Origin of the sequence: Streptomyces sp. NPDC050164, from assembly GCF_044459945.1 — a bacterium.
Classification (GTDB): Bacteria; Actinomycetota; Actinomycetes; order Streptomycetales; family Streptomycetaceae; genus Streptomyces; species Streptomyces coeruleorubidus_A.
This window is the reverse complement of the sequence record NZ_JBITJK010000017.1, coordinates 106,016-131,768: the sequence shown is the minus strand read 5'-3', so window position 1 is coordinate 131,768 and position 25,753 is coordinate 106,016. Positions and strand designations below refer to the sequence as shown.

Here is a 25,753-nt window from a genome sequence, read left to right as displayed (position 1 = left end):
TGGTGGTGTCCTGAGAGACGTAGGTGAACAGGAAGTTGGAGCAGGGTGCACGATCACAGAACGTATGCAACCCATTGCCGGTGCTTGCGTCAAGTGACCAGGGGCAGTGGCGATCATGCCACTGCCCCTGAGTGTGTCACGTGGGGTGACCGAGTGTCAGGTGACGTTTCCGGTCGCCAGGTCGTCCACGCCCACGACCGCACCCGTCGACTTCTTGGCCCGCCGCAGCCGGCGCTCCAGCCAGCTCGCGAAGGACGTGAGGGCGAAGTTGAGCGCAATGAAGATGACGGACACGACCGTGAAGCTGGCGATGACATTCGCGCCGTAGTAGCCGCTCATCGTGTTCGCCGAGGAGAGCAGCTCCGGGAAGGTGAGGATCGCGCCGCCGAGGGCGGTGTCCTTCACGATGACGACCATCTGGCTGACGATGGCCGGCAGCATCGCGGTGACCGCCTGCGGCAGCAGGATGAGCCGCATCTCCTGGTTTTTGCGCAGGCCGATCGCCATGGCCGCCTCGGACTGGCCCTTGGGCAGGGACAGGATGCCCGCCCGGACGATCTCGGCCAGGACCGAGGCGTTGTACAGCACCAGGCCCGTGACGACCGCGTACAGCGGACGGTCGTCGGAGGGCACGTTGGTGTACGCGGCGAACAGGGCGTTTCCGAAGATCATCAGGATCAGCACGGGGATGGCCCGGAAGAACTCGACCACGGTGGCGGCCGGCACCCGGATCCAGGCGTGCTCTGACAGTCGGGCGATGCCGAAGACGGCGCCGAGCGGCAGCGCGATGATCATGGCGAGCGCGGCGGCCTTCAGCGTGTTCTGTAGGCCGGGCCAGATATACGTAGACCAGGCCTCGGTGCCGGTGAAGAAGGGCTCCCACAGCACCCACGCGAGCTGGCCCTTTTCGTCGAGGGTCCTGTACACCCACCACAGCAGGGCCGCCAGGGCGACCAGGAAGATCACCGTGAACAGGACGTTGCGCCGCTTGGCGCGGGGGCCCTGGGCGTCGTAGAGAAGGGCACTCATCGCTTTACCGCCACCTTCTTGCCCACCCAGCCGAGGATCAGACCGGTCGGCAGTGTCAGCACCACGAAACCGAAGGCGAAGATCGCGGAGATCAAGAGCAACTGAGCCTCGTTCTCGATCATCTCCTTCATCAGGAACGCCGCTTCCGCGACACCGATCGCCGCGGCCACCGTGGTGTTCTTCGTCAACGCGATCAGTACGTTCGTCAGCGGGCCGACCGCCGAGCGGAACGCCTGCGGCAGCACGACCAGCCACAGCACCTGCGAGAAGCTCAGGCCGATCGCCCGGGCCGCCTCCGCCTGCCCGACCGGCACCGTGTTGATGCCGGACCGCAGCGCCTCACACACGAAGGCGGAGGTGTAGACGATCAGGCCGAGTACGGCGAGCCGGAAGTTGATCGACTCGGTGCCCTCCGCACCCAGGCTGACGTTCAGAGTCTGGTACAGGCCCAGCGAGGTGAACAGGATGATCACGGTCAGCGGGATGTTCCGCACGAGGTTCACGTAGGCGGTCCCGAAGCCGCGCATCAGCGGCACCGGGCCGACGCGCATGGCGGCCAGCAGGGTGCCCCAGATCAGGGAGCCGACGGCTGAGAGCACAGCGAGCTGGACCGTTGTCCAGAAGGCTCCCAGCAGGTCGTAACCTTCAAGAAAGTCGAACACGATCTCCCGCGCTTCCGCGTGTAGGGGTGCCCCGGTGCGCCGCCCCGGAGGGCGGCGCACCCGTCAGGCGTCGGTGCCTCAGCCGCTGTGTCAGCTCTTGATGTCGCCGATCTTCGGAGCGGGCTCGTTCTTGTAGTTGGCCGGACCGAGGTTCTTGTCCACGGCCTTCTGCCAGGAACCGTCGGCGACCATGTCCTCGAGGGCCTTGTTGATGTCGGCCTTGAGGTCACTGCCCTTCTTGATGCCGATGCCGTAGTTCTCGTTGGTCATCTTGAAGCCGCCGAGCTTGAACTTGCCCTTGAACTGGGCCTGGGCGGCGTAACCGGCGAGGATCGAGTCGTCGGTGGTCAGGGCGTCGATGGCCTTGTTCTGCAGACCGCTCAGACAGGCCGAGTACGTCGGGTACGTCTGCAGGTCCGCCTTGGGAGCCAGCTTGTCCTTGACGTTCTGCGCCGAGGTGGAGCCGGCGACCGAGCACAGCTTCTTGTTGTTGAGGTCGGCCGGCGACTTGATGGAGTTGTCGTCGGCGCGGACCAGCACGTCCTGGTGGGCCAGCAGGTACGGGCCGGCGAAGTCGACCTTCCCCTGGCGCTCCGGGGTGATCGAGTAGGTGGCGGCGATGAAGTCGACGTCACCACGCTGGAGCATGGTCTCGCGGTCGGCGCTCTTCGCTTCCTTCCACTCGATCTGGTCGGCGTCGTAACCGAGCTTCTTCGCGACGTACGTGGCGACGTCGACGTCGAAGCCGGCGTAGCCCTGCGGCGTCTTCTGGCCGAGGCCGGGCTGGTCGTACTTGATGCCGACGGTGATGGTCTTGCCACCGTCCGAGCCGGAGTCGCCGCCGTTGCCGCCGCACGCGGTGGCGGTGAGGGCGAGGGCGAACACGGTGGCCGAGGCGGCGGTGACCTTGCGGAGCTTCATGGTGAACATCCTTTGACTTGTGAAGAGATGCGGGCCGTCAAGGGCGGTGACGCAGGTCGCGTCGCGCGCGACGTACGCCGTCAGTGATGCAGGATCTTCGACAGGAAGTCCTTGGCACGGTCGCTGCGCGGATTGCTGAAGAACTGGTCGGGCGCAGCCTCCTCGACGATTCGGCCGTCCGCCATGAACACCACGCGGTTTGCGGCCGATCGTGCGAAACCCATCTCATGGGTGACGACGATCATCGTCATGCCGTCGCGGGCGAGCTGCTGCATGACCTCCAGCACCTCGTTGATCATCTCGGGGTCGAGCGCGGAGGTCGGCTCGTCGAAGAGCATGACCTTCGGCTCCATGGCCAGCGCCCGCGCGATCGCGACGCGCTGCTGCTGGCCGCCGGAGAGCTGTGCCGGGTACTTCTCGGCCTGCGCGGCCACGCCGACCCGGTCGAGCAGGGCCCGGGCCCGCTCCTCGGCCGCCTGCTTGTCCTTCTTGCGGACCTTGACCTGGCCGAGCGTCACGTTCTCGAGCACGGTCTTGTGCGCGAAGAGATTGAAGGACTGGAAGACCATCCCGACGTCGGCCCGCAGCCGGGCGAGTCCCTTGCCCTCGGCGGGCAGCGGCTTGCCGTCGATCTCGATCGTGCCGGAGTCGATCGTCTCCAGGCGGTTGATGGTGCGGCACAGGGTGGACTTGCCGGACCCGGACGGTCCGATGACCACGACGACTTCACCGCGGGCGATCGTCAGGTCGATGTCCTGGAGTACGTGCAACGCGCCGAAGTGCTTGTTGACGCTCTTCAGGACGACCAGTTCTCCGGTCGCGGCCACATCTTCCTTGGCCACCGATACTTCGGTCATCGCTCTCAGGCTCCGTCCTCCTCGGTTTCGGAGGACAGTAGTAACCCTCTACGACCTGCGTCATTACATCTGAGGGGAATCTGAGCATCACGATCCGATAGCAATCGGACACGTGTCGTAGCACTTATGAGCAGCGCTCATATCGGCCGGGTAACGGAAGCTCTCCGCAACCGGAACCCTCTTGACGCCGTCCTCATCCATCAGCGTGACTGCACAAGGTGCACGCGCGCGCGTGCACGCGTTTTTGTACACAGATAGATCGTACGGCCAGTGAACCGAAGGGGGCCCGGGTGAGACTGCTGCTCGTCGAGGACGACAACCACGTCGCCGCCGCCCTGTCGGCGGTCCTGGCACGGCACGGATTCGACGTCACGCACGCGCGCAGCGGCGAGGAGGCCCTTCAGGCACTGGTGCCCGAGGTCGACGGCTTCGGCGTCGTCCTGCTCGACCTGGGCCTGCCCGACCAGGACGGATACGAGGTCTGCGGCAAGATCCGCAAGCGCACCAGCACGCCGGTGATCATGGTCACCGCGCGCTCCGACGTGCGCTCCCGCATCCACGGCCTCAATCTCGGCGCCGACGACTACGTGGTGAAGCCGTACGACACCGGGGAACTGCTCGCCCGCATCCACGCCGTGAGCCGGCGCACCTCCCACGAGGACACCTCCAGCGGCATCGAGACGGAGCTGCGCCTCGGCCCGGTGCACATCGAGTTGCCCACGCGCCGGGTCAGCGTGGACGGAACCGTGATCCAGCTGACCCGCAAGGAGTTCGACCTGCTGGCCCTGCTCGCGCAGCGGCCCGGGGTGGTCTTCCGCCGGGAGCAGATCATCAGCGAGGTGTGGCGGACCAGTTGGGAGGGGACCGGGCGCACCCTGGAGGTGCACGTCGCCTCCCTGCGCGCCAAGCTGCGCATGCCGGCCCTCATCGAGACCGTACGCGGAGTCGGCTACCGGCTCGTCGCGCCTGCCGGGTAGCGGGGCCGGGTGCGCACTCGTCTGCTCCCGCTGCTGATCGTCCTGATGGCGGCCGTGCTGCTCGCGCTCGGCATCCCGCTGGCCGTCAGCCTGGCCGGTGCCCAGCAGCAGAAGGTCGTCGTCGACCGGATCGACGACACGGCACGCTTCGCGGCTCTCGCCCAGTTCGTCACCGACTCACCCACCGGTACCGCCAGCGCGTTCGAGAACGAGCGTCTGGCCACGCTCAGCAGTGAACTCGACAGCTACTACAAGGTCTACGGCATCCGGGCCGGTGTCTTCTACCGCAGCGGCAGTGCCATGGCTCATGCACCGGCCGGGTGGTCCCTGCCGGAGGAGGGCGAGGTGCGGGACGCATTCGACGAGGCGTTGCTCAGCCGCCGCAGCCATGACCCGCGGCAGGTGTGGCCCTGGCAGCGGGGCAACCTCGTGGTCGCCTCGCCGGTCATCCGCGACGGTGACGTCGTCGCGGTCGTCGTCACCGACTCGCCCACCGGGCAGCTGCGCTCGCGCACGCTGCACGGCTGGCTGGTCATCGGCGCGGGTGAGTCCGCCGCGATGCTGCTGGTCGTCGGAGCGGCCCTGCGGCTGACGGGCTGGGTGCTCAAGCCGGTACGGGTGCTGGACGCCACCACCCACGACATCGCCACGGGACGGCTGAAGTCCCGGGTCGCCGCCGCCGGCGGTCCGCCGGAACTCAGGCGTCTGGCCCGGTCGTTCAACGAGATGGCGGACAACGTCGAGGACGTGCTGGAGCAGCAGCGCGCCTTCGTCGCCGATGCCTCGCACCAGCTGCGCAACCCGCTCGCGGCGCTGCTGCTGCGCATCGAGCTGCTCTCCTTCGAGCTGCCCGAGGGCAACAAGGAGATCGCCTCGGTCCAGTCCGAGGGCAAGCGCCTGGCGCAGGTCCTGGACGATCTGCTCGACCTGGCGCTGGCGGAGCACACCGAGGCCGATCTGAAGATCACCGACATCGGCGAGCTCACCGCCGAACGGGTCGCGGCCTGGTCCCCGACCGCCGAGGCCAAGGGCGTACGGCTGGTGGGCGACTGCCCGCCGACCACCGCGTGGGCCGACCCGGTGGCGCTGTCCAGCGCGTTGGACGGGGTGATCGACAACGCCTTGAAGTTCACGCCCGAGGGCCGGACCGTCGAGGTGACCGTCGTCTCCAACGGCGACACCTCCACCGTCGTCGTAACCGACGAGGGCCCCGGCCTCACCGACGAGGAACTGGCCCGCATCGGCGACCGCTTCTGGCGCAGCAGCCGCCACCAGAACATCAAGGGCTCGGGCCTCGGGCTGTCCATCTCGCGGGCGCTGCTCGCGGCGGGCGGCGGTTTGATCGCGTACGACCATCACGAGCCGCATGGGCTGAAGGTGACGGTGGCGGTGCCCAGGGGCGGACCGGCGTAGCGAAGTCGAGGGCGGGACTTTGCGGACACCCCCTAGGGCTTGACCGACCGGTAGTAGCGTCTGGCCCCCTCGTGCAGCTTGAGCGGGTCCGTGTAGATCGCCGTGCGGACGTCGACCAGCTGGGCGGAGTGGACGGTCGCGCCGATGCCGTCCCGGCTGTCGATCACCGTACGGGTCAGCCACTCGGTGAGCCGGGGGTCCATGTCGTTGCGCGTGACCAGCAGGTTGGACACCGCCAGGGTGGGGACCGGGTCGCCGCGCTGGATGGTGGGGTAGGCCGACTCGGGCATCTTGGTGGCACGGTAGTAGCGCGTGGCACCACCCTGGTCGTGCAGCCTGGCCACGAGGCCGACGTCGATCGGCACGAAGCGGAAGGCCGACGCCGACTTCTTGGCCAGCCGGCTGAGCCCGTCCGTGGGCAGTCCGCCCGACCAGAAGAACGCGTCGAGACCGTGTCCCAGCCGTTTGGGGCCGGTGTCGATGCCGTCCGACGACGGCTTGATGTCCTTCTCCGGGTCGATCCCGGCCGCCTTGAGCACGCCGTTCGCGATCAGCCGTACGCCGGAGTTCGGCAGCCCTATGGCCACGCGCTTGCCGCGCAGGTCCGCGACGGAGCGGATGTCCGAGTCCGGTGGTACGACGAGCTGGGCGTAGTCGTCGTACAGGCGCGCGACACCGCGCAGCCGGTCGGCGCCCGTGCTGTTGTCGAGCTTGTACGTGGCGACCGCGTCGGCCGCGGCGATCGCGAAGTCGGCCTTGCCCGTCGCCACGTCCGCGACGTTCTCCTGCGAACCGGCACTGGTCAGCAACCGCACCTTCAGATCGGGCATGTCCTTGTCGATCTCGGTTCGCAGGAGTTTGCCGTACTCGTGGTAGACCCCCGCCTGGGTGCCCGTGCTGAACCTGATCGTCCCGCCCGGAGGTTCCTCGGTCCAGGGGCGCAGCCACCACAGCAGCAGCCCGAGGACCACGAGGGAGGCGGCGCCGCCCTGAAGGGCCCGGCGCCTGCCGATGGGCGGGAACATCTTGGACATGGCGAGATCCTGCCAGCCGTGGTGCCCCGCTGACCAGGGGCGGGCTCACGGAGTGGGGCCGGACACCGGGCGAAGGGGAGTGTCAGTGGCGGCCACTACAGTCGCCCCCATGAGCTCCTCGCCCGCAGACCTGGTCCGTGAATTCCACCTCGCCTTCGGCCTGGACGCCCGCAGTACACCGACGGAGGTGTCCCCGGAACTCGCCGCCCACCGCGGTGAACTCCTCGCGGAGGAGGCCGCGGAGGTCGCCGAGGTGTCGGTGACGGGCCCGCTCGACCGGCTCGCCCACGAACTCGCCGACGTCGTCTACGTCGCCTACGGCACCGCCCTCGTCCACGGCATCGACCTCGACGCGGTACTGGCCGAGATCCACCGCTCCAACATGACCAAGATCGGCCCCGACGGCTCCGTCTCCCGCCGTGAGGACGGCAAGGTGCTCAAGGGGTGGCACTACGAGGCACCGGATGTGCCGGGGGTGCTGCGGAGGCAGGGGTGGGAACCGGCCGGCGACGCCTGAGCCGCCGCTCCGGCCCGCGGCTCATCTGGTCCGGCGCATGACGGGTGCCGGGGCGGGCGGTTGCTTCTTGTCCGGCGGGTGCCGGGGTGGGCGGTGGCCCCTGTCCGGCGACAGCATGAGGCGCTGCTGAGGGTCGGTGGCTGGCCGGTAGATGGGATGGGTGGTGGCCTCCCCCGTGCGGCGCCTGGCGACTGCCCGGGTCGGCGGTGGCTCTCGTCCGGCGCCCGACAGCCGCCCGGGCCGAACGACGGCACCCCTGCCCGGCCGCCGCCCCTCAGTCGGCCACCGGCGCGTCCGCCTCCTTGGCCCGGGGCGTCGTCTCCACCGCACCCGGGTGCGACTCCCGGCGTCGGTTCCACCAGGTCGCCACGGGCTCCGTGTAGCGCGCGGTGAGGGGGCCGAGGACGACCAGGATGAGGACGTAGGCCGTGGCCAGGGGGCCGAGGGACGGTTCGATGCCCGCCGAGACCGCCAGGCCGGCGATGACGATCGAGAACTCGCCCCGGGCCACCAGCGCACCGCCCGCCCGCCAGCGGCCCTTGACGGAGATCCCGGCGCGCCGCGCCGCCCAGTAGCCGGTGGCGATCTTCGTCAGGGCGGTGACGACGGCCAGACCCAGGGCGGGCAGCAGAACCGGCGGGATGCTGGACGGGTCGGTGTGCAGTCCGAAGAAGACGAAGAAGACCGCCGCGAACAGGTCACGCAGGGGGCTGAGGAGAGTGTGCGCACCCTCCGCCACCTCTCCCGACAGCGCGATGCCCACCAGGAAGGCCCCCACCGCCGCCGACACCTGGAGCTGCTGTGCCACACCCGCGACCAGGATCGTCAGACCCAGCACGACCAGCAGCAGCTTCTCCGGGTCGTCGCTGGAGACGAAGCGGGAGATGACCCTGCCGTAGCGCAGGGCCAGGAACAGCACGAGGCCCGCCGCGCCCAGCGCGATCGCCAGGGTCAGACTGCCGGCCAGCAGCCCGGCCCCCGCCACCAGCGCCGTCACGATGGGCAGGTACACCGCCATCGCCAGATCCTCCAGCACCAGCACGCTGAGGATCACCGGCGTCTCCCGGTTGCCGACCCGGCCCAGATCGCCCAGCACCTTCGCGATCACGCCTGACGACGAGATCCAGGTGACACCGGCCAGGACGACGGCGGCCACCGGCCCCCAGCCGAGCAGCAGCGCCACCGCCGCTCCCGGCAGCGCGTTGAGCGCGCAATCGACCAGACCGGACGGGTAGTGGGTCTTGAGATTGGAGACCAGATCGCTCGCCGTGTACTCCAGGCCCAGCATCAACAGCAGCAGGATGACGCCGATCTCCGCGCCCGTGGCGACGAACTCCTCGCTCGCGCCGAGCGGCAGCAGACCGCCCTCGCCGAAGGCCAGCCCCGCCAGGAGGTACAGCGGTATCGGCGACAGCCGGAAACGGCCGGCGAACCGGCCGAGCAGGCCGAGGCCGAGGATGATGGAACCGAACTCGATCAGCAGGACCGCGGAGTGCACCGGCTCACTCCCGACCGAGTATCGCCGCGGCGGCGTCGACGCCCTCACGGGTGCCGACGACGATCAGCGTGTCACCGCCCGCCAGCCGGAAGTCCGGCGCGGGGGACGGGATGGCCTCGGCCCGGCGCAGCACCGCCACGACCGACGCGCCCGTCTCCGTGCGCATCCGCGTGTCGCCCAGCACCCGCCCGTTCCAGCGCGAGGTCGCGGCCACCTCGATCCGCTCGGCGACCAGCCCCAGGTCCGTGGTGTACAGCAGACTCGGACTGTGGTGGGACGGCTTCAGCGCGTCGATCAGCGACCCCGCCTCCGAGCTGGACAGCCGCAGGGACTGCGCGCAGGAGTCGGGATCGTCGGCCCGGTACACGTTCACCGTGCGCGTGCCGTCGCGGTGCGCCACCACCGACAGATGGCGGTGTTCCCGGGTCTCCATGTCGTACTGGACCCCGATTCCCGGCAGCGGCGTCGCCCTCAGGCGCGGAGCTGACACGTTTCTTCCCCTTGTTTCGTTTCTTCTTGCTCTGGCTGGTTCGGCCGGCGCTGGTTGTGCGGCCGGCTCTTGCCGGTCCGGTGAACGGTGTCGATCTGTGGACGGGCCAACTCCGCATGCTGTCATCCGGCCGTACGGTGACGACATGGGTGTCGTGACGGATATACGCAGCGGCCGGTCGCCGGAGAGGGTGGCGGGGGCGGTGCTCGGCGGCGGCTGCCACGGATGCCGGGTCGGTGACGTCGAGCGTCAGCGGAACGGCATCGGGGTGCGTCACCGAGCGCGGGTCACGGGCCGTGGCGTCCATGGCGAACGCCTATGAGGGATGTGTCAGCGCATGCCCGCCGCATCGAGCAGGGTGGTCACGGTGGGCGCGATGAGCCCAGTCAGCTTGTCGGCCCCGATCCCCGCACGGGCACTGGCGCCGTCGAAGACCAGGCTGAGCTGCCGGGCCAGCAGGTCGGGGTCGCCCGCCCCGCCCTGTTCGGCCTCGGAGCGGAAGAACTCGGTCAGGCTCGCCTTGATCCGGTGGGCCACCCGGCTCGCGGGGTGGTTCTGATCCTTCAGTTCGATCTGCACAGCCAGGTACCGGCAGCCTCGGAACTCGGGCGCACCCGCCTGCGACTCCACCTGCTCGAAGACGTGCAGGATCCGCTCGCGGGGTGACCGTCCGTCGTCCGGCGCGGGCAGGAGGGTTGCCACGAAGGCGGAGGCGCGCTCCTCCAGGCTCACTGCCAGCAGTTCGTCCTTGCTCTCGAACAGCTGGTACAGGGAGCGCTTCGACACCCCCGCCGCCTTGCACAGCGCCTCGACGCCGATGCCGACACCGTCCCGGTAGGTGAGCGTGGCCGCGGCCTCCAGCAGCCGCTCTCTGGTGCTCGGCTTCACTTCTGTCGTCATACTGCGAGGTTAACTCGATGGGGGCAAAATGAAAACCGATCGGTTTTCAGGGTGTGCGGGGGCGGTTTCCGCTATGCCGGGGCGGCGGTTTTCCCGGGTTTCGTCTCGACCGGGATGCGATGCAGCCCCCTGCGGTCGTACCAGCCGGTCATGCCGAAGCCGAACAGCGCGGCCACCGCGAGGCCGACGGCCGTCATCACCCAGCCCCGGGCCAGGCCCGCGTCGGCCTGGGCGTCGTAGTAGAGGATCGAGTGGAGACCGCCGGTGATCTGCCGCAGCGGCTCGAACTCCGCGAGGAAGCGGTAGAAGCCGGGCAGCGCCTCGATGGGGGTGGTGGCGCCGGCCGTCGGCACCGCCATCCCGATGAAGACCGGCGTGACCACCAGCATGCCGGGCGTGCCGCAGACCGCGAGGAGGGCGAGCGCACCGATGCCGCAGACCGCGATGGCGCACACCGAGTACAGCCACAGCAGCGGCAGATGGGCGGCGTCCATCCCCATGACGCCGACCGCGCCCGCCCTGACCAGGGTCCCCATCAGCAGGGACAGGCCGATCATCAGAGTGCTGCCGATGGCGAGGGTCTGCACCCGGGTCGCCCGGATCAGCGGGCGGTGCAGGCGCAGCGGGCCCATGTCGTTGTGGGTGTAGCCGAGGGCGTGGTCCAGATGCCCGTCCTCGACCGTGACGGCGGCCGGGTCGGCGAGCAGGACGCGCGCCGCGACGGCCGGTGCGGGGGCCGCGGACCTCGCGACGAGGGCGCCCAGCACGGGCGGCGTTCACGAGGGTGCTCAGGGAGCAGCCATACGGCCCAGAAGCCGGTGGCGAGCACCTCGACCGCCCCACCGCCCTCGGTGCCGGGACCGAAGGGGAGGACCGTGCTCAGGAAGGAGAGAGGTGTCGTGAGGATCAGGAAGTCGGGGGCGAATCCGCCGTTCGGGAAGAGGGGCATGACCAGGACGGATGCGGTGAATGCGGCCGGATAGCCCCGGGAGAGCCAGTTGCACGTGGCAAGCGCAAGCAGTCGGCGCAGGCGCGGGAGGCGTTCGGCATCGAGGGTCCATCAGAGGCCGCTGGTCCTCAAGGCGCTCCTGCCCGGGACAACCCCCGACCCGACCCTGGGCGTCACAGCGTGGCGCGCAGGTGGCTGACCGTGACGAAGTGGTAGCCGCGGGCGGTGAGGGTGCGCAGGATCTCGGGGACGGCCGCGACCGAGGTGGCGTGGATGTCGTGCAGGAGGACGACATCGTTGGGCTGGGCCTTGGTGATGACGGTCCGGGCCACCTTGGCGGGGTCGCGGTACTTCCAGTCCTCGGTGTCGACGTCCCACAGCACCGGCGAGAGGGTGGTGGCGGCCCTGACGGTGCGGTTGACGGCGCCGTAGGGCGGGCGGAAGAGGGTGGGGGTCTTGCCGGTGGCGGCCTTGATGGCGGCGCTGGTGCGGCCCAGCTGGGAGGCGACCTGCTGCGAGCTGAGCCGGGTGAGGTCGGGGTGGTTCCAGGAGTGGTTGCCGATCTCGTGGCCGGCCTTCGCCTCGGCGCGGATGAGGTCGGGGTGGGCGGCGACGTTCTGGCCGACGGCGAAGAAGGTGACGCGCGCCTTGTACCGGGCGAGGTGGGTCAGCAGGGTCGAGGTCTCGGGGACGGCGGGTCCGTCGTCGAAGGTCAGGGCGATGCACTTGACCTTCTTGCAGTCGGTGTCGTCGTCGCCGGAGGCGGTGTGGGTGGGGACGGCCGGGGCGGGGATGTGGGGCGCGCCCAGGTCGAGTGAACGGCTGGGGCTCACGGTCTGCCGCTGGGCGCGCTTGCCGAACGCGGACAGCCATGGGGTGATCGTCTTCTTGGTGATGGTCACCGTCTGGGCTCCGGCGGCCGGAACGCCCACGTCGCCGCGGTCGAAGTGCACCCGCAGTCCGCCGTCGGCGGTGAACGCCATGTCGTACAGGGCGGCGTCGCGGGTGTCCGGGTCGGAGAACTTGTCGTCCAGGGCGGCTGCATCCACGCCCTCCCGGTCCTTGAGCTGATCCTTCAAGGCGGCGACGAAGGCGTCCCGGGAGCCGTCGGCGACGAGTCCGAGTGTCGTGCGGTAGGCGCCGGCCTTGCCGTCGTACCAGTACGTGCTGGCGGACAGTCCGTCGCCCGCCGCACTCTGGTCCTGCGTGGTGAGGCGGACGCCGAGCACGTCGCCGGAGGCGACCAGGAACTGGTGGCTGATGTTGAGCTCGCGGCCGTCCGCGCCGCCCGAACCCGTGCACGCCCCCGAGCGGAAGCTAGCCAGGCGCCGCTCCACGTCCTTCTTCATCGCGGCCGTCATCGCCTCCGCGCCCGGCACGTCCGGGTAGCTGGTCGCGAACGGGCAGGAGCCGCTCTCGCTGCTGTCGCTGACGATCTCCAGGCCCTTGATCTTCGATGGGTCGGCCGTCCGGGCCGGGGACGGTGACGAACCGGGCCGGGCGCCGTCGGCTGCCGTGACCGGGGGTTCGGACGTCCCGTGCGCACAGGCTGAGGTGAGAGAGCCGAGCAGCAGGAGGGCAGGGAGCAGGGTGTGAGAGCGCATGTGACCAGAACCTGAGGGGAGGAGACCTTCCGGGCGTCGCGGACCGGACGCCGGGCGGCCGCCGCGTTCGAGGGACACCGACGGCCGTTGTGATCTCCGATCGTTCTGGTCAGGGGCGTTTTTCAGCGAGCCCCGGGGTCACCGTGAACAATTTCAGGGCCGGCTCCTGCGGCACTCTGTCCCCTTTTGTGCGCTTTCAGTGCGCTGCTGGGCAGACCTGCCGGTACGGCGCGTCGGGGACGTACCGCCGCCACTGCGCCCGGGGCAGTCCGCCACCGGCGCGTTCGCAGATGGCGCGGACGGCCGCGTCGGGGGCGATGGGGCGGCGTTGCAGCACCACGTTCGGGCTGGTGGCGTAGAGCATGCCGTCGTTCCCTCCGAAGGCGAGCGAGCGGATCTCGTCCCCGGCCGTGGGCAGGTCGCCGCCGAGCAGTCGCTGCCCGGCGGTGTCCCACAGCCGGAGGGTCCCGTCGGCTCCCCCCACGGCGAGGGTGCCGCCGTCGGAGGAGAAGGCCAGCGCGCCCACGGCCTCGGTCTGGCTGCTCGGGGCCGTGTCGGCGGTGCCGGTCAGGACGCCCGTGGTGTGCCGCAGGTCGCCGTCCCAGAGGGTCACGTGCCCGGTGACATCGCCCACGGCGAGCCGGGTGCCGTCGGGGCTGAAGGCGAGCGCGGTGACCTCACGGCCGTCGGCGAGCGCCCACCCGGTGACCTTGCCGGAGGACAGGTCGGCGTACTGGTCGGCGGAGCCGATGAGGAGCCGTCCGTCCGGCCGCACGGCCACGCCCTGCCCGAAGAGGCCGTGCAGGGTCCGGGACGTGCGGTGGGTCCGGGTGTCCCAGACCTCCGCCGCCTCGCCGTCACCCGCGGAGCGCGCGGCCAGCAGTGTGCGCCCGTCGGTGCCCAGGGCGAGCGCGGACACGGGGCGGTCGGCCGCTCCGGAGGTGGTGAAGCTCGTACGGACCGTGCGGTCCCGTACGTCCCACACGGTGAAGCGCAGCCGCAGGGAGCCGCCCGAGGAGGTGGTGTCGGCGACGGCGAGCGTTCGGCCGTCCGGGCTGAAGGCCAGCAGCGGGGTTTCGTCGCCGGTGAGGCTCGGCAGGGGGCCGAGCGTGCTCCGGGCGAGGACGGCGCCGGTGCCGGTGGAGCGCAGGTCGAGGCGGTAGCCGCCCCCCGACCGGGTGGCGGTGGCGAGGGTGGTGCCGTCGGGGGCGAGGAGCGTGGCGTCGGCCGGGGTGCTCTGCCAGTGTGCGGCGAGGCGGTCGGTGAGGTCGAAGGTGTGGATGGTGGCGCGGTCGAGGTAGCGCAGGATGCGGCGGCCGTGGTCCGGGGTCCACGTCAGCCCTGTGACCTCCGCGCCGGCCAGCGGCCGGTGGAAGACCTGCCCGCCCCCCGACGCCAGCTGCCATACGGCGATCTCCTGGTCGTCGGTGGTGGCGAGGAACTCCCCGTCGGGCGAGAGGTCCGCCTGGGCGAACCCGGTCGTGCCGCCGCTGTCGAAGTCGGCGACGACGCGGCCGCTGCGGACGTCCCAGACGGTGGCCGCCGTCCCGTGGACCGAGGCCAGCCGCCTGCCGTCCGCGCTGAGGCGCAGCAGCCGGTCCCCGCCGTCCGCTCCCGAGCCGGTGCCGCACACGGTCTTGTCCGCCTTCTGCCAGGCGCCGGGCACCTGCCTGCCGCGCACGGTGTCCCACACCTGGGGCGGGCTCTCGGCAGGGCAGAGAGCGGCCAGACGCCCGCCCCGGCCGAGGGCCGCCGTGGTGATACTGCGGGAGACACCGGTGGTGAAGAGGACCTTGCCGTTCTTCGTCCGGCGGACCTGTACCTGCCCGGGCCCGTCGAACGGCTGGATGAGGTACGCCTCTCCGCCGGGCGCGGTCGCCCCGAGCTCCGCATCGCCCAGATCGGCGACGGATCTCCCCTCGGGGAGGTTCCACAGGGTGTCGCTGGCCGACCCGCTCAGGACGAGGAACCGCCCACCCGGACCGACGTCGGTCGCCTCCGCGTCGCTCGGCAGGTGGTAGGCGCCGGTACGGCGGTGGTCGGCCACGTTCCAGGCGGTGACGCGGCCGCCGTCGGCCCTGAGCAGGGTGCGGCCCTGGTCGGTGAGGAAGCGCCGGACGTTCTGGCCGGTCTGCGGGTCTGTGAAGGCGTCGCGTTCCGGCTGGGCGAGCGCGCCCAGCAGGGCGGAGCGGGACTCGGTGAGCGGGGCGATCCGCCACGCGGCGGCGCCGAGCAGGGACGCGGTACGGGGATCGGTGGCGCGCAGGCTCTCGGCGACGGTGGCCAGGCGGCGGGCGGCGGCCTTGGCGGCCTCTTCCTCGCTCACCCGGTCGCGCTGCCAGGCGACGAGTCCCGCGGTGAGCGCGAGCACGAGGAACACGCAGAGACCGATGGCGAGGGCCCGTGTGCGGCGGGCGGCGCGCGCCCCGGCGTCCCGCTCGGCGTCACGGGCCGCGGCCGAGGCGGTCAGGAAGGCCCGCTCCAGCCGGGTGAGGTCGTCGTTCTCCTCTCTCTGGTTCTCCTCTCGCTCCTGTTGTTTCTCCTGCTGCCTGCCGAACAGCTCCTCGGCGCGGTCCAGCCGTGCCCCCCGCAACAGCGCGCCGGAGTCACGGTCCAGCTCCTCCCAGGTCCGGGCGGCCTCGCCGAGGCCCCGCTGGGCGCGCAGCCGCTCCCGGCTCTCCTCGATCCAGCCGGCGAGCCGCGGCCACCCGGTGATCAGGGCCTCGTGGGCGAGTTCGACGGTGTCGCCGTCCAGGGTGACCAGGCGGGCGGCGGCCAGTCGTTCAAGGACGTCGAGCGCGCCCGGTCCCAGCTCGGCACGGGACGCCGGGCGGCGCGTGTCGGCCGTGCGGTCCCCCGGGGCGATCAGCCGCAGCAGGATGCGCCGGGCCGTACGGGCCTGGCTCTGGTCCAGTTCGCCGTAGACCTGCTCGGCGGTGGCGGCGATCGCCCCGCGCACGCCGCCCGTCTCCTCGTACGCGGCCAGCGTCAGCGTGCGGCCCCGGCGACGGCGCCAGGTCTCCAGCAGGGCGTGCGAGAGCATCGGCAGCGCGCCCGGCCGGGCGCCGACCTCCTCGATGATCCGCGCGGTCAGCACCCGCTCCACGTTGAGCCCCGCGGCGGTGGCGGGACCGGTGACGACCTCCCGCAGCTCCTCTCCGCTCATCGGCCCGACCAGCAGGTTCGCGTGACTGACCGCCTCCGCCAGCTCCCGGTGTTCGGCACAGTGGCCGTAGAAGTCGCCGCGCACCGCGACCACCACCCGCAGGCGGCTCTCCGGATCCCGCGCGCCGAGCAACAGATCCAGGAAACGGTCCCGCTCCTCGCGGTCGTGGCAGAGGGTGAACAGCTCCTCGAACTGGTCGACGATCACCCAGGTGTCCAGCTCACCGTCCCGGGGAACGAGCGCCTGCTCGTGTGCGTGGGCGGGCCGTTCGCCGGGCGTGAGGACCCGGACCACCGCCGGCCGGTCGGCGCCCCCGCCCTCCCGCAGCAGCGGGATGAGGCCGGCCCTCAGCAGCGAGGACTTGCCGCTGCCGGAGGGCCCGAACACCGCCGCGAACCGGTGCGTGCGCGCCAGGTTCAGGAGTTCGCGGGCCAGTGCCTCCCGGCCGAAGAACAGGTCACTGTCGTCCGGTTCGAAGCGGGCCAGCCCCCGGTACGGAGCCCGCTCGTCGGCCGCGGGAGCACGGAGCTCGGCGTCCGCCTCCCGCCAGCGGGCCTCCCACTCGTCGGCGTCGGCGTTGAGCGCCTCCGCGTAGGCGCGCACCACCGCCAGAGTCGGCAGCTGGTCGCCGGCCGCGGCCTGCGACAACGCGGTCGTGGAGTAGCCCGCACGCTCGGCCATCTCCCGGTACGGCGGTTTCCCGGCCTTCTCCCTCAGCAGCCGCAGGTCGTGCGCGAGGCGCTGCACCGGACCGGCGCTGGGGTCCACCGGTTTCTCGCGTCGACCCACCTGGTGGCACCTTTCGACCCTCGAACAAGAAAACGGAGCTCAACCTACGTTTTCACCCGTCCGCAGGCAATCCGGGTTCACCGCGTGTGCCGGGATTCCTCGGGTTGGCCATGGTCAGGTACGGCTTGCCGCTCGCCGCGCTGTGCACGGTGATCCCAAGCCCGGTCTGGAGTGGGCGTTGCCGGCGCGCCCTTACCCTTGAGTCATGACCAGCAGCAGTGATCGGGCCGGAGCAGTGGACGAAGTGGGCGTTACCCGAAGCTACGAGATCCGCACCTACGGGTGTCAGATGAACGTTCACGACTCCGAGCGATTGGCCGGTCTGCTGGAGGACGCGGGCTACGTGCGAGCCCCCGAAGGAGCCGACGACGCCGACGTCGTCGTCTTCAACACCTGCGCCGTGCGTGAGAACGCCGACAACAAGCTCTACGGCAACCTCGGCCACCTGGCGCCCAAGAAGGCCGCCCACCCCGGCATGCAGATCGCGGTCGGCGGCTGTCTGGCACAGAAGGACCGCGACACCATCGTGAAGAAGGCGCCCTGGGTGGACGTCGTCTTCGGCACGCACAACATCGGCAAGCTGCCGGTCCTGCTGGAACGCGCACGCGTGCAGGAGGAGGCGCAGGTCGAGATCGCCGAGTCGCTGGAGGCGTTCCCCTCCACGCTGCCGACGCGGCGCGAGAGCGCGTACGCGGCCTGGGTCTCCATCTCCGTGGGCTGCAACAACACCTGCACGTTCTGCATCGTCCCGGCCCTGCGCGGCAAGGAGAAGGACCGCCGCCCCGGCGACATCCTCGCCGAGATCGAGACCCTGGTCGGCGAGGGGGTCTCCGAGATCACGCTGCTCGGGCAGAACGTCAACGCGTACGGCTCCGACATCGGCGACCGCGAGGCCTTCAGCAAGCTGCTGCGCGCCTGCGGGAAGATCGAGGGCCTGGAGCGCGTCCGCTTCACCTCCCCGCACCCGCGTGACTTCACCGACGACGTCATCGCCGCTATGGCCGAGACGCCGAACGTGATGCCGCAGCTGCACATGCCGCTCCAGTCCGGCTCGGACACGGTCCTGAAGGCCATGCGCCGCTCCTACCGCCAGGAGCGCTACCTCGGGATCATCGAGAAGGTCCGGGCGGCCATCCCGCACGCGGCGATCAGCACGGACATCATCGTGGGCTTCCCCGGCGAGACCGAGGAGGACTTCGAGCAGACCCTGCACGTGGTGCGCGAGGCCCGCTTCGCCCAGGCCTTCACCTTCCAGTACTCCAAGCGCCCGGGCACCCCGGCCGCCGAGATGGACGGCCAGATCCCCAAGAAGGTCGTCCAGGAGCGCTACGAGCGTCTGGTCGCCCTCCAGGAGGAGATCTCCTGGGAGGAGAACAAGAAGCAGGTCGGCCGCACGCTGGAGCTGATGGTCGCCGAGGGCGAGGGCCGCAAGGACGACACCACCCACCGCCTGTCCGGCCGCGCCCCCGACAACCGCCTGGTCCACTTCACCAAGCCGGACCAGGAGGTCCGCCCCGGCGATGTGGTCACGGTCGAGATCACCTACGCCGCCCCGCACCACCTCCTCGCCGAGGGCCCCGTGCTGGACGTGCGCCGCACGCGCGCGGGCGACGCCTGGGAGAAGCGCAACGCCGAGAAGACGGGCAAGCCGGCCCAGCCGGCCGGCGTGCTCCTGGGCCTGCCGAAGATCGGCGTCCCCGAGCCGCTCCCGGTGGCGACGACGGGCTGCGGCTGCGACTGAGCCGGGCTGGGGTTGGGGCTGAGTGCGGCTGGGTCGGGCTGCGGCCGGTGCTGATTGCGCCTGAGCCGAACTGCGGCCGCGGCCGGTGAAATGACGCGACTGGGGCCTGGCTGCGGTCGGCTCAGGCTGTGGTTGCCTCCGGCGGCGGCTGAGTCCCCGCTGGGGCGGAGTCGGTCCGGGGCTGGGGCACTCGGCCCGTGTGCTGCCGGGCCGGCGTCCTGTGTCCGGCCGGGCTTGTGACCTGCTGCCTTCGTGTCGGGCCGGGCTGCGTCCGGCGCCTGCGGCCAGCGTGAGGCCGGGGCCGCCACCTGCGTGCGGGCGGCCCCCGAGGGTTACCCTGCCGATCATGCTTGTCGCCGCCGCCGTCTGCCCCTGCCCACCCCTCCTGGTGCCCGACGTGGCCGCGGGCGCCGCCCCGGAGCTGGACGCCGCGCGGGCCGCCTGCAGGGACGCGCTGGGCGTGCTCGCCGCGGCCCGGCCCGGCCGGCTCGTGGTCGTCGGGCCGGTGGAGAGCGCCGGGCCCGAGACGTACCCGGAGGGCACGCGGGGCTCGTTGCGGGGCTTCGGCGTCGATCTCGACGTACGGCTGGGACCGGACGAGGGCATGCCCACGGAACAACGGCTGCCGTACTCGCTGGCGGTGGCCGCCTGGCTGCTGGAGCGGACGGGGTGGTCCGACGCCCCGGTCGAGGGACTCGGCGTGGGGGACCGGCTCGCGCCCGAGCGGTGTGCCCGGATCGGACGGGACCTCGCAGCATCGGCCGAGCGGGTCGCGCTGTTGGTGATGGGTGACGCCAGCGCCTGCCGGACGCTCAAGGCCCCGGGATATCTGGACGAACGCGCGGCGCCCTTCGACGCGGAGATCGCGCGCGCACTCGGCACGGCGGACGTGGCCGCGCTCACCACCCTGGACACAGGACTGGCGCACGATCTGAAGGCCTCCGGCCGGGCCCCCTGGCAGGTCCTGGCGGGCGCGGCCGAGGGCGCGGACGTCGGCGGATCACTGCTGTACGAGGACGCGCCGTACGGGGTGGGATACATCGTGGCCACCTGGGCGTAGACCCGGCGGCAGGGCGGCCGCACCGACGGCGGGCACGGGAAACGGCGGACGGCCGGGAGCCCTCGTGCTCCACGGCCGTCCGCCGATGTGCCCTTCGGTGTGCCGGTGTGTGTTCAGGACCTTCTGCGTCGACAGGCCCTCAGGAAGTGGGCGGTGGTGCGTCCGGCGGCGGGGTGCCTCCGGCGTCCCGCGGCGGCGCCGTACGGCCCGTATCCGGCGGCGTGGTGCCACCCGCACCCGGCGGCGTGGTGCCACCCGCGCCGGGCGGCGGTGGCGTGCGGCCCGCGCCCGGTCCGCTGTCGCCCTGGTGCGCGAGTCGGTCCATGGCGCCCTTGGCCTTGCCCGTGCCCGACCGGATCCTGTCGCTGTACTTGCCCTTGGTCCGCTTGTCGACGACCTGCGCGGCCTTGTCGAGGCCGTGCTGGATCTTGTCCTCGTGCCGCTGCGCGAGGTCCGAGACCTTGCCCTTGGCCGGGCCCAGCTTGGCCTTCACATTGTCCAGGAGACCCATGGTTCACCTTCCCTCGCGCGGGGCGGTCACGTACGGGCGCCCTCGCCGGCCTCGTTGTCGGCCGCCTTGTCGGTGGACTGCTGCTTCGGGATGTCGACGCCTTCGCTCTCGGTGGCCTCGGCCGCCGCAGCCGCCGGGGCGGCCGCTTCCGCTACCCCGTCAGCCCCCTTCACCGCTGCCTCTGCCCCTGCCGTTTCCTCCGCCTCGGTCCCGGCCGTCGCCTTGTCGGCCTGAGCCTCGGCAGCAGGCGCCTCCTCCGTGGCCTTGGACCGCCGGAGAAGCCGTGCAAAAACGCCCATATCCACTCCATACGTTACTCGTGCGGGCGAAATCCCGCGTCGCCCGGTGCGTCGGTTTGCGCGACCCGGGCCACCGCCTCAGCGATCCGGCGGCAGGGACCTCGCAACGGGCAACGACCCTGGGGTCGTGGCGTCACGTAACTCGTTCGAGAGCAGGGTTCGAGGTTTGCGAGACTGGGTCGGTGAGCAGTGCACCCCCCGCCCCCCGCGTCATCGCCGTCGTCGGACCAACTGCGGCCGGAAAGTCCGATCTGGGCGTCTTCCTGGCCCAGCGTCTCGGCGGTGAGGTCGTCAACGCCGACTCCATGCAGCTCTACCGAGGGATGGACGTCGGCACCGCCAAGCTGACGCCCGAGGAGCGCGGCGGCGTCCCCCACCACCTCCTGGACATCTGGGACGTGACCGTCACGGCGTCCGTCGCCGAGTACCAGCGCCTGGCCCGCGAGCGGATCGAGGCCCTGCTCGCCGAGGGCCGCTGGCCGATCCTGGTCGGCGGCTCCGGACTGTATGTGCGCGGGGCCGTCGACAACCTGGAGTTCCCCGGCACCGACCCCGAGGTCCGCGCCCGCCTGGAGGAGGAACTCACGCTGCGCGGCTCCGGCGCGCTGCACGCCCGGCTGGCCGCCGCCGACCCCGAGGCCGCGCGGGCGATCCTGCCGAGCAACGGCCGCCGGGTCGTCCGGGCCCTGGAGGTGATCGAGATCACCGGCAGGCCCTTCACCGCCAATCTCCCCGGCCACGACTCCGTGTACGACACGATCCAGATCGGCGTCGACGTGGCCCGGCCCGAGCTGGACGAGCGCATCGCGCGCCGGGTCGACCGGATGTGGGAGGCCGGTCTCGTGGACGAGGTGCGCGCACTCGAGGCGCGGGGGTTGCGCGAGGGGCGTACTGCCTCACGCGCGCTCGGCTACCAGCAGGTGCTCGCGGCGCTCGCCGGGGAGTGCACGCTGGAGGACGCGCGGGTCGAGACCGTGCGTGCCACCAAGCGCTTCGCGCGCCGTCAGGATTCATGGTTCAGGCGCGATCCCCGGGTGCACTGGTTGAGTGGGGCTGCGGCCGATCTCACAGAACTTCCGCAGCTCGCGCTGTCTTTGGTCGACCGACCGGTTACAGCCTGATCACGTCATGGCATCGGGACGCCCAGGCCGTCATCCGTGCCTGCGACGGCGTGCCATCATCGAGCTTCGATCGACCGAGTTGAGTCCTAGTTGGGAGGGCGCGTGGCGATGGAGGCCGGCCCTCGCGACACCGCACAAGGCACCGATCACATCACCGCCGACCGGGATGAACCGGAGCGCCGGGATGAACCGGAACGCCGGAACGACCCGGAGCTCGGGGACGGACCGGACCAGGAGTCGGACCGTCTCAGCTCCGACGGGCCCGACGAGACGCAGGGCGTGACGGACGACGGCCCCGAGCCCGAGGAGATGTTCGCGGGCGAGGTCGAGGTCGAGCTGCGCCCGCAGCGCCGGCTGCGCATCTGGCAGCTCGCGCCCATCGTGAGCCTGGCCGCGCTCGGCTCCCTGATGTTCGCGTTCCCGCTCGCCTTCGACTTCGGCGACAGCGGGGCCGTGATCGCCATGCTCGGGCTGCTGATCTGCTCGTGCGCGGCCGGCTGGGGCATGATGGCCGCCCGCCGCGTGGGCCACACCTGGCCGGGCCTGCCGGCCCGGGGTTCCGGCCGCAGACCGGACTGGCGGATCGTACTCGCGTACGCCGTCATGGTGGCTGCGGTGGTAGTGCTGGCCGTGTGGCGAGTGGCGAGGCTCCGCTGAGGCGCGCCCCCTAAGGCGCGCGGGGCTGTGTCGACATGCGGCTCCGCCGCGTGGGCGCGACAGGCCACGACGGACTCGCACCGACTCACTGCGCGAAACCCCCTGGCACCCTCCTTCGGCCCGACCCGCGGAGCGCCCCGTACGATCGAGGAATGAGCACGCGGATCGCCTTCCTCAAGGGCCACGGCACCGAGAACGACTTCGTGATCGTCCCGGACCCCGAGAACGCCGTCGACCTGCCCCCGGCCGCCGTCGCGATCCTCTGCGACCGCCGCGCGGGCATCGGCGGTGACGGACTGCTGCACGTGGTGCGGTCCGCCGCGCACCCCGAGGCCCGGCACATGGCGGCCGAGGCGGAGTGGTTCATGGACTACCGCAACGGCGACGGCTCGATCGCGGAGATGTGCGGCAACGGCGTGCGGGTCTTCGCGCGCTACCTCCAGCGCGCCGGACATGTCACCGAAGGAGACCTCGCGGTCGCCACGCGCGGGGGCGTGAAGACCGTGCACATCGCCAAGGACGGTGACGTCACCGTGGGCATGGGCAAGGCGGTGCTCCCCGAGGGCGACGTCACGGTGAGCGTCGGCGAGCGCAGCTGGCCCGCGCGGAACGTGAACATGGGCAACCCGCACGCGGTCGCCTTCGTGGACGACCTGTCCCACGCCGGTGACCTGCTCTCCCCGCCGCCCTTCAGCCCGGCCGCCGCCTACCCGGACGGTGTGAACGTCGAGTTCGTGGTCGACCGCGGTCCCGGGCACGTCGCGCTCCGCGTGCACGAGCGCGGCTCCGGCGAGACCCGCTCCTGCGGCACGGGCGCGTGCGCGGTCGCCGTGGCCGCCGCGCGCCGTGACGGGGCCGACCCGACGGCCACCGGTACCCCGGCGACGTACACCGTGGACGTGCCCGGCGGCACCCTGGTGATCACCGAGCGGCCCGACGGCGAGATCGAGATGACGGGCCCTGCCGTGATCGTGGCCGAGGGCGAGATCGACGCGGAGTGGCTGGAAGCGGCCGCGGCGGCATGAGCAGGATCCGGCCGGCCTGAAACACCCACGCGCTGTCGGCCACTCGATCCGAAACAGCCTTCAGTAACCGGCCACTTGGCGTGAAACCGACCATTGAGGTCATGGCGTACGAGGGCACAAACCTCACATTCATCCCTCGAATGGGTGATCAGTTTCACGCTCGGCGAGAGGCGGTCAGTCGGGCGTGGTGGGCTCGGTAGCATCAAGCACCGGCCCGGACGGGGGACCGAAGCCGCCCCCTGAGCCGTGTCCGCCCTGGGGCACCCCGTCCGCCGGTCCACGCAGCCGGAGGTGCCCATGAGTGCGGAGGCCACGAATTCCGTGACCCCAGGCCCGATGCCGGGCGCGGTGTCAGGACCGGTGACGCCGACAGCCCCGCGCAGAAAGGCCCGCCCCCGGATCGATCTGCGCCGCCTCGGCAGAGCCGCGCTGCTCGGCCCCGCCGCCCGCGACCGGCTGCCCGACGCCATCAGCCACGTCGTCGACGCCCACCGCGCCCACCACCCCGACGCGGACCTCGAACCCCTGCGCCGCGCCTACGTCCTGGCCGAGTCCTCGCACCGCGGCCAGATGCGCAAGAGCGGCGAGCCGTACATCACACACCCGCTCGCCGTGACCCTGATCCTCGCCGAACTCGGCGCCGAGACCACGACGTTGACCGCGTCCCTGCTCCACGACACCGTCGAGGACACGGACGTGACGCTCGACCAGGTCGGCGAGCAGTTCGGCGAGGAGGTCCGTTACCTCGTCGACGGCGTCACCAAACTGGAGAAGGTCGACTACGGCGCCGCCGCCGAGCCCGAGACCTTCCGCAAGATGCTCGTCGCCACCGGCAACGACGTCCGCGTCATGTCGATCAAACTCGCCGACCGGCTGCACAACATGCGCACCCTCGGCGTCATGCGCCCCGAGAAACAGGTGCGCATCGCCAAGGTGACCCATGACGTGCTGATCCCGCTCGCCGAACGGCTCGGCGTCCAGGCGCTCAAGACCGAACTGGAAGACCTCGTCTTCGCGATCCTGCGCCCCGAGGAGTACGAGCACACAAGGGAGTTGATCGTCCGCAACGCCGCCCGCGCGGACGACCCGCTCGCCGAGGTCGCCGACGAGGTGCGCACCGTGCTGCGCGAGGCGGACATCCCGGCCGAAGTCCTCATCCGGCCCCGCCACTTCGTCTCCGTGCACCGCGTCTCCCGCAAACGCGGCCGGCTCCGCGGCTCCGACTTCGGCCGCCTGCTGGTGCTGGTGAACGAGGACGCCGACTGCTACGGCGTCCTGGGCGAACTCCACACCTGCATGACGCCGGTCGTCTCGGAGTTCAAGGACTTCATCGCCGTACCGAAGTTCAACCTGTACCAGTCACTGCACACGGCGGTCGCCCGCGAGGACGGCCAGGTCGTCGAAGTCCTCATCCGCACCCACCAGATGCACAAGGTCGCCGAGGCCGGAGTCGTCGCGCTCGGCAACCCGTACGCGCCGGCCTCCGACGACCCGGCCGACGGCGAGCGCGTCGACCCCACCCGCCCCGGCTGGCTCTCCCGGCTCCTCGACTGGCAGGAGGCGGCACCCGACCCGGACCACTTCTGGTCGACCCTGCGCGAGGACCTCGCCCAGGACCGCGAGATCACCGTCTTCCGGCCCGACGGCGGCACGCTCGGCCTGCCCGAGGGGGCGACCTGCGTGGACGCCGCGTACGCGCAGTACGGAGAGGACGCGCACGCCTGCATCGGCGCACGTGTCAACGGCCGACTGGCCACGCTGAGCACCGTGCTGAAGGACGGTGACACCGTCCAGCTCCTCATGGGCCAGGACCCGGCGTCCGAGCCCTCCCGGGAGTGGCTGGAGCACGCGCACACGCCCGCGGCCCGGATCGCCATCCAGCGCTGGCTGGCAGCCCACCCGGCGCAGGCCGAGGCCCAGCGGACCGAGGCCCGGGAGAACCGGCAGTCCGAGGGGAACCGGCAGTCCGAGGAGCGCGCTGCGGCTGCCCGGCCCACGAGCGCCGACGCATCCGAGCAGGCGGCCGTCCGCCCCGCCACCGGCAACGTCCTCACCGACCGGCCCGGCGCGACCGTCCGGCTCGCCGGCTGCTGCACACCCGTACGGCCCGACGAGATCACCGGCTTCGCGGTACGCGGGGGAGCGGTCACCGTGCACCGCGCCGAGTGCGCCGCGGTGGCCCGTATGAAGGACGGGGGGCGCACGGAGGTCGGCGTGTGCTGGGGCGAGGCCACCGAGTGCCGGGTCACGCTGGTCGCCGAATCGTTCGTCCGTCCGCATCTGCTCGCCGACCTCACGGAGGCCATGGCCCTCCAAGGCGCCGAGATCGTCTCCGCGACCGTCGAACCCCCGACCCAGCAGCAGGTCCGTCACACCTACACCGTGCAGCTCCCGGACGCGGCCCACCTGCCCGCCCTCATGCGCGCCATGCGCAACGTGGCCGGGGTGTACGACGTCACCCGGGCACAGCCACAGACACAGGGCGGCTGAGCCGCCGGGACGCCGGCGACCGGACACGGGACGGCACCCGGCG

General features: G+C 71.3%; 21 protein-coding genes and 1 pseudogene. 9 read left to right on the top strand and 13 right to left on the bottom strand.

Annotated elements, in window-relative coordinates; all coding sequences use genetic code 11:
• Positions 1-156: 156 nt before the first annotated feature.
• The 4 genes from ACIBNA_RS23100 to ACIBNA_RS23085 all read right to left on the bottom strand — a co-directional run bounded on the left by ACIBNA_RS23100 (position 157) and on the right by ACIBNA_RS23085 (position 3,469).
• Entirely contained in the window at positions 157-1,029 is an 873-nt protein-coding gene (locus ACIBNA_RS23100; protein WP_399167022.1) for an amino acid ABC transporter permease, read from the bottom strand.
• On the bottom strand, positions 1,026-1,691 hold the full coding sequence (locus ACIBNA_RS23095; protein ID WP_399167021.1) for an amino acid ABC transporter permease: 666 nt from the start codon (positions 1,689-1,691) through the stop codon (positions 1,026-1,028). The genes ACIBNA_RS23100 and ACIBNA_RS23095 overlap by 4 nt, the downstream gene beginning before the upstream one ends.
• Positions 1,692-1,781: 90 nt before the next feature.
• The gene (locus ACIBNA_RS23090; RefSeq protein WP_399167020.1) at positions 1,782-2,612 is read right to left on the bottom strand and encodes a glutamate ABC transporter substrate-binding protein; all 831 of its coding nucleotides are present in this window, start codon (positions 2,610-2,612) and stop codon (positions 1,782-1,784) included.
• An 80-nt stretch (positions 2,613-2,692) separates the two neighbouring features.
• Positions 2,693-3,469 (bottom strand): amino acid ABC transporter ATP-binding protein, encoded by a 777-nt coding sequence (locus tag ACIBNA_RS23085; RefSeq protein WP_086600642.1) that lies wholly within the window; start codon positions 3,467-3,469, stop codon positions 2,693-2,695.
• A gap of 290 nt (positions 3,470-3,759) precedes the next feature.
• Here ACIBNA_RS23085 and ACIBNA_RS23080 point away from each other — a divergent pair, with 290 nt between their 5' ends.
• Together ACIBNA_RS23080 and ACIBNA_RS23075 are read left to right on the top strand one after the other, a co-directional pair.
• On the top strand, positions 3,760-4,446 hold the full coding sequence (locus tag ACIBNA_RS23080) for a response regulator transcription factor (protein ID WP_010034790.1): 687 nt from the start codon (positions 3,760-3,762) through the stop codon (positions 4,444-4,446).
• 9 nt (positions 4,447-4,455) lie between these two features.
• Positions 4,456-5,859, top strand: coding sequence for a sensor histidine kinase (locus ACIBNA_RS23075; RefSeq protein ID WP_399167019.1), 1,404 nt, complete (start codon positions 4,456-4,458; stop codon positions 5,857-5,859).
• Between the two features lie 32 nt (positions 5,860-5,891).
• Here ACIBNA_RS23075 and ACIBNA_RS23070 read toward each other — a convergent pair whose 3' ends face one another.
• A complete protein-coding gene (locus ACIBNA_RS23070; RefSeq protein ID WP_399167018.1) occupies positions 5,892-6,893 on the bottom strand; it encodes a TAXI family TRAP transporter solute-binding subunit in 1,002 nt (333 codons plus the stop codon).
• A 109-nt stretch (positions 6,894-7,002) separates the two neighbouring features.
• On the opposite strand from ACIBNA_RS23070, the gene ACIBNA_RS23065 reads away from it, so the two are divergent.
• Positions 7,003-7,410, top strand: a complete 408-nt coding sequence (locus tag ACIBNA_RS23065) for a MazG nucleotide pyrophosphohydrolase domain-containing protein (protein WP_399167017.1) — start codon at positions 7,003-7,005, stop codon at positions 7,408-7,410.
• 274 nt (positions 7,411-7,684) lie between these two features.
• Here ACIBNA_RS23065 and ACIBNA_RS23060 read toward each other — a convergent pair whose 3' ends face one another.
• The 6 genes and pseudogenes from ACIBNA_RS23060 to ACIBNA_RS23035 form a co-directional block, all read right to left on the bottom strand.
• On the bottom strand, positions 7,685-8,908 hold the full coding sequence (locus ACIBNA_RS23060) for a cation:proton antiporter (RefSeq protein ID WP_399167016.1): 1,224 nt from the start codon (positions 8,906-8,908) through the stop codon (positions 7,685-7,687).
• 4 nt (positions 8,909-8,912) lie between these two features.
• Complete coding sequence (locus tag ACIBNA_RS23055; protein ID WP_399167015.1) at positions 8,913-9,398, bottom strand: cation:proton antiporter regulatory subunit; 486 nt, start codon at positions 9,396-9,398, stop codon at positions 8,913-8,915.
• A gap of 330 nt (positions 9,399-9,728) precedes the next feature.
• Complete coding sequence (locus tag ACIBNA_RS23050; protein ID WP_399167014.1) at positions 9,729-10,298, bottom strand: TetR/AcrR family transcriptional regulator; 570 nt, start codon at positions 10,296-10,298, stop codon at positions 9,729-9,731.
• 71 nt (positions 10,299-10,369) lie between these two features.
• Positions 10,370-11,035, bottom strand: a pseudogene (locus tag ACIBNA_RS23045) (DUF3533 domain-containing protein); the annotation flags it as partial.
• A gap of 385 nt (positions 11,036-11,420) precedes the next feature.
• Complete coding sequence (locus tag ACIBNA_RS23040) at positions 11,421-12,851, bottom strand: polysaccharide deacetylase family protein (protein ID WP_399167013.1); 1,431 nt, start codon at positions 12,849-12,851, stop codon at positions 11,421-11,423.
• Between the two features lie 196 nt (positions 12,852-13,047).
• Positions 13,048-16,806, bottom strand: coding sequence for a helix-turn-helix domain-containing protein (locus ACIBNA_RS23035; protein WP_399167012.1), 3,759 nt, complete (start codon positions 16,804-16,806; stop codon positions 13,048-13,050).
• 205 nt (positions 16,807-17,011) lie between these two features.
• On the opposite strand from ACIBNA_RS23035, the gene miaB reads away from it, so the two are divergent.
• A complete protein-coding gene (gene miaB, locus ACIBNA_RS23030) occupies positions 17,012-18,547 on the top strand; it encodes a tRNA (N6-isopentenyl adenosine(37)-C2)-methylthiotransferase MiaB (protein WP_399167011.1) in 1,536 nt (511 codons plus the stop codon).
• Positions 18,548-18,893: 346 nt separating this feature from the next.
• On the top strand, positions 18,894-19,607 hold the full coding sequence (locus ACIBNA_RS23025) for a class III extradiol dioxygenase subunit B-like domain-containing protein (RefSeq protein ID WP_399167010.1): 714 nt from the start codon (positions 18,894-18,896) through the stop codon (positions 19,605-19,607).
• Between the two features lie 139 nt (positions 19,608-19,746).
• On the opposite strand, the gene ACIBNA_RS23020 is transcribed toward ACIBNA_RS23025, so the two are convergent.
• Both ACIBNA_RS23020 and ACIBNA_RS23015 read right to left on the bottom strand, forming a co-directional pair.
• A complete protein-coding gene (locus ACIBNA_RS23020; RefSeq protein ID WP_399167009.1) occupies positions 19,747-20,118 on the bottom strand; it encodes an antitoxin in 372 nt (123 codons plus the stop codon).
• Positions 20,119-20,144: 26 nt separating this feature from the next.
• Positions 20,145-20,417 carry a hypothetical protein gene (locus ACIBNA_RS23015; RefSeq protein WP_399167008.1) on the bottom strand — a complete coding sequence of 91 codons (273 nt, stop codon included), beginning with the start codon at positions 20,415-20,417 and terminating at the stop codon, positions 20,145-20,147.
• 182 nt (positions 20,418-20,599) lie between these two features.
• Here ACIBNA_RS23015 and miaA point away from each other — a divergent pair, with 182 nt between their 5' ends.
• The 4 genes from miaA to ACIBNA_RS22995 all read left to right on the top strand — a co-directional run bounded on the left by miaA (position 20,600) and on the right by ACIBNA_RS22995 (position 25,710).
• Complete coding sequence (gene miaA, locus ACIBNA_RS23010) at positions 20,600-21,538, top strand: tRNA (adenosine(37)-N6)-dimethylallyltransferase MiaA (RefSeq protein WP_399167007.1); 939 nt, start codon at positions 20,600-20,602, stop codon at positions 21,536-21,538.
• Positions 21,539-21,646: 108 nt separating this feature from the next.
• Positions 21,647-22,195 carry a hypothetical protein gene (locus ACIBNA_RS23005; RefSeq protein WP_399167049.1) on the top strand — a complete coding sequence of 183 codons (549 nt, stop codon included), beginning with the start codon at positions 21,647-21,649 and terminating at the stop codon, positions 22,193-22,195.
• 152 nt (positions 22,196-22,347) lie between these two features.
• On the top strand, positions 22,348-23,220 hold the full coding sequence (gene dapF / locus ACIBNA_RS23000) for a diaminopimelate epimerase (protein WP_399167006.1): 873 nt from the start codon (positions 22,348-22,350) through the stop codon (positions 23,218-23,220).
• 297 nt (positions 23,221-23,517) lie between these two features.
• Complete coding sequence (locus ACIBNA_RS22995; RefSeq protein ID WP_399167005.1) at positions 23,518-25,710, top strand: RelA/SpoT family protein; 2,193 nt, start codon at positions 23,518-23,520, stop codon at positions 25,708-25,710.
• Positions 25,711-25,753 lie beyond the last annotated feature (43 nt).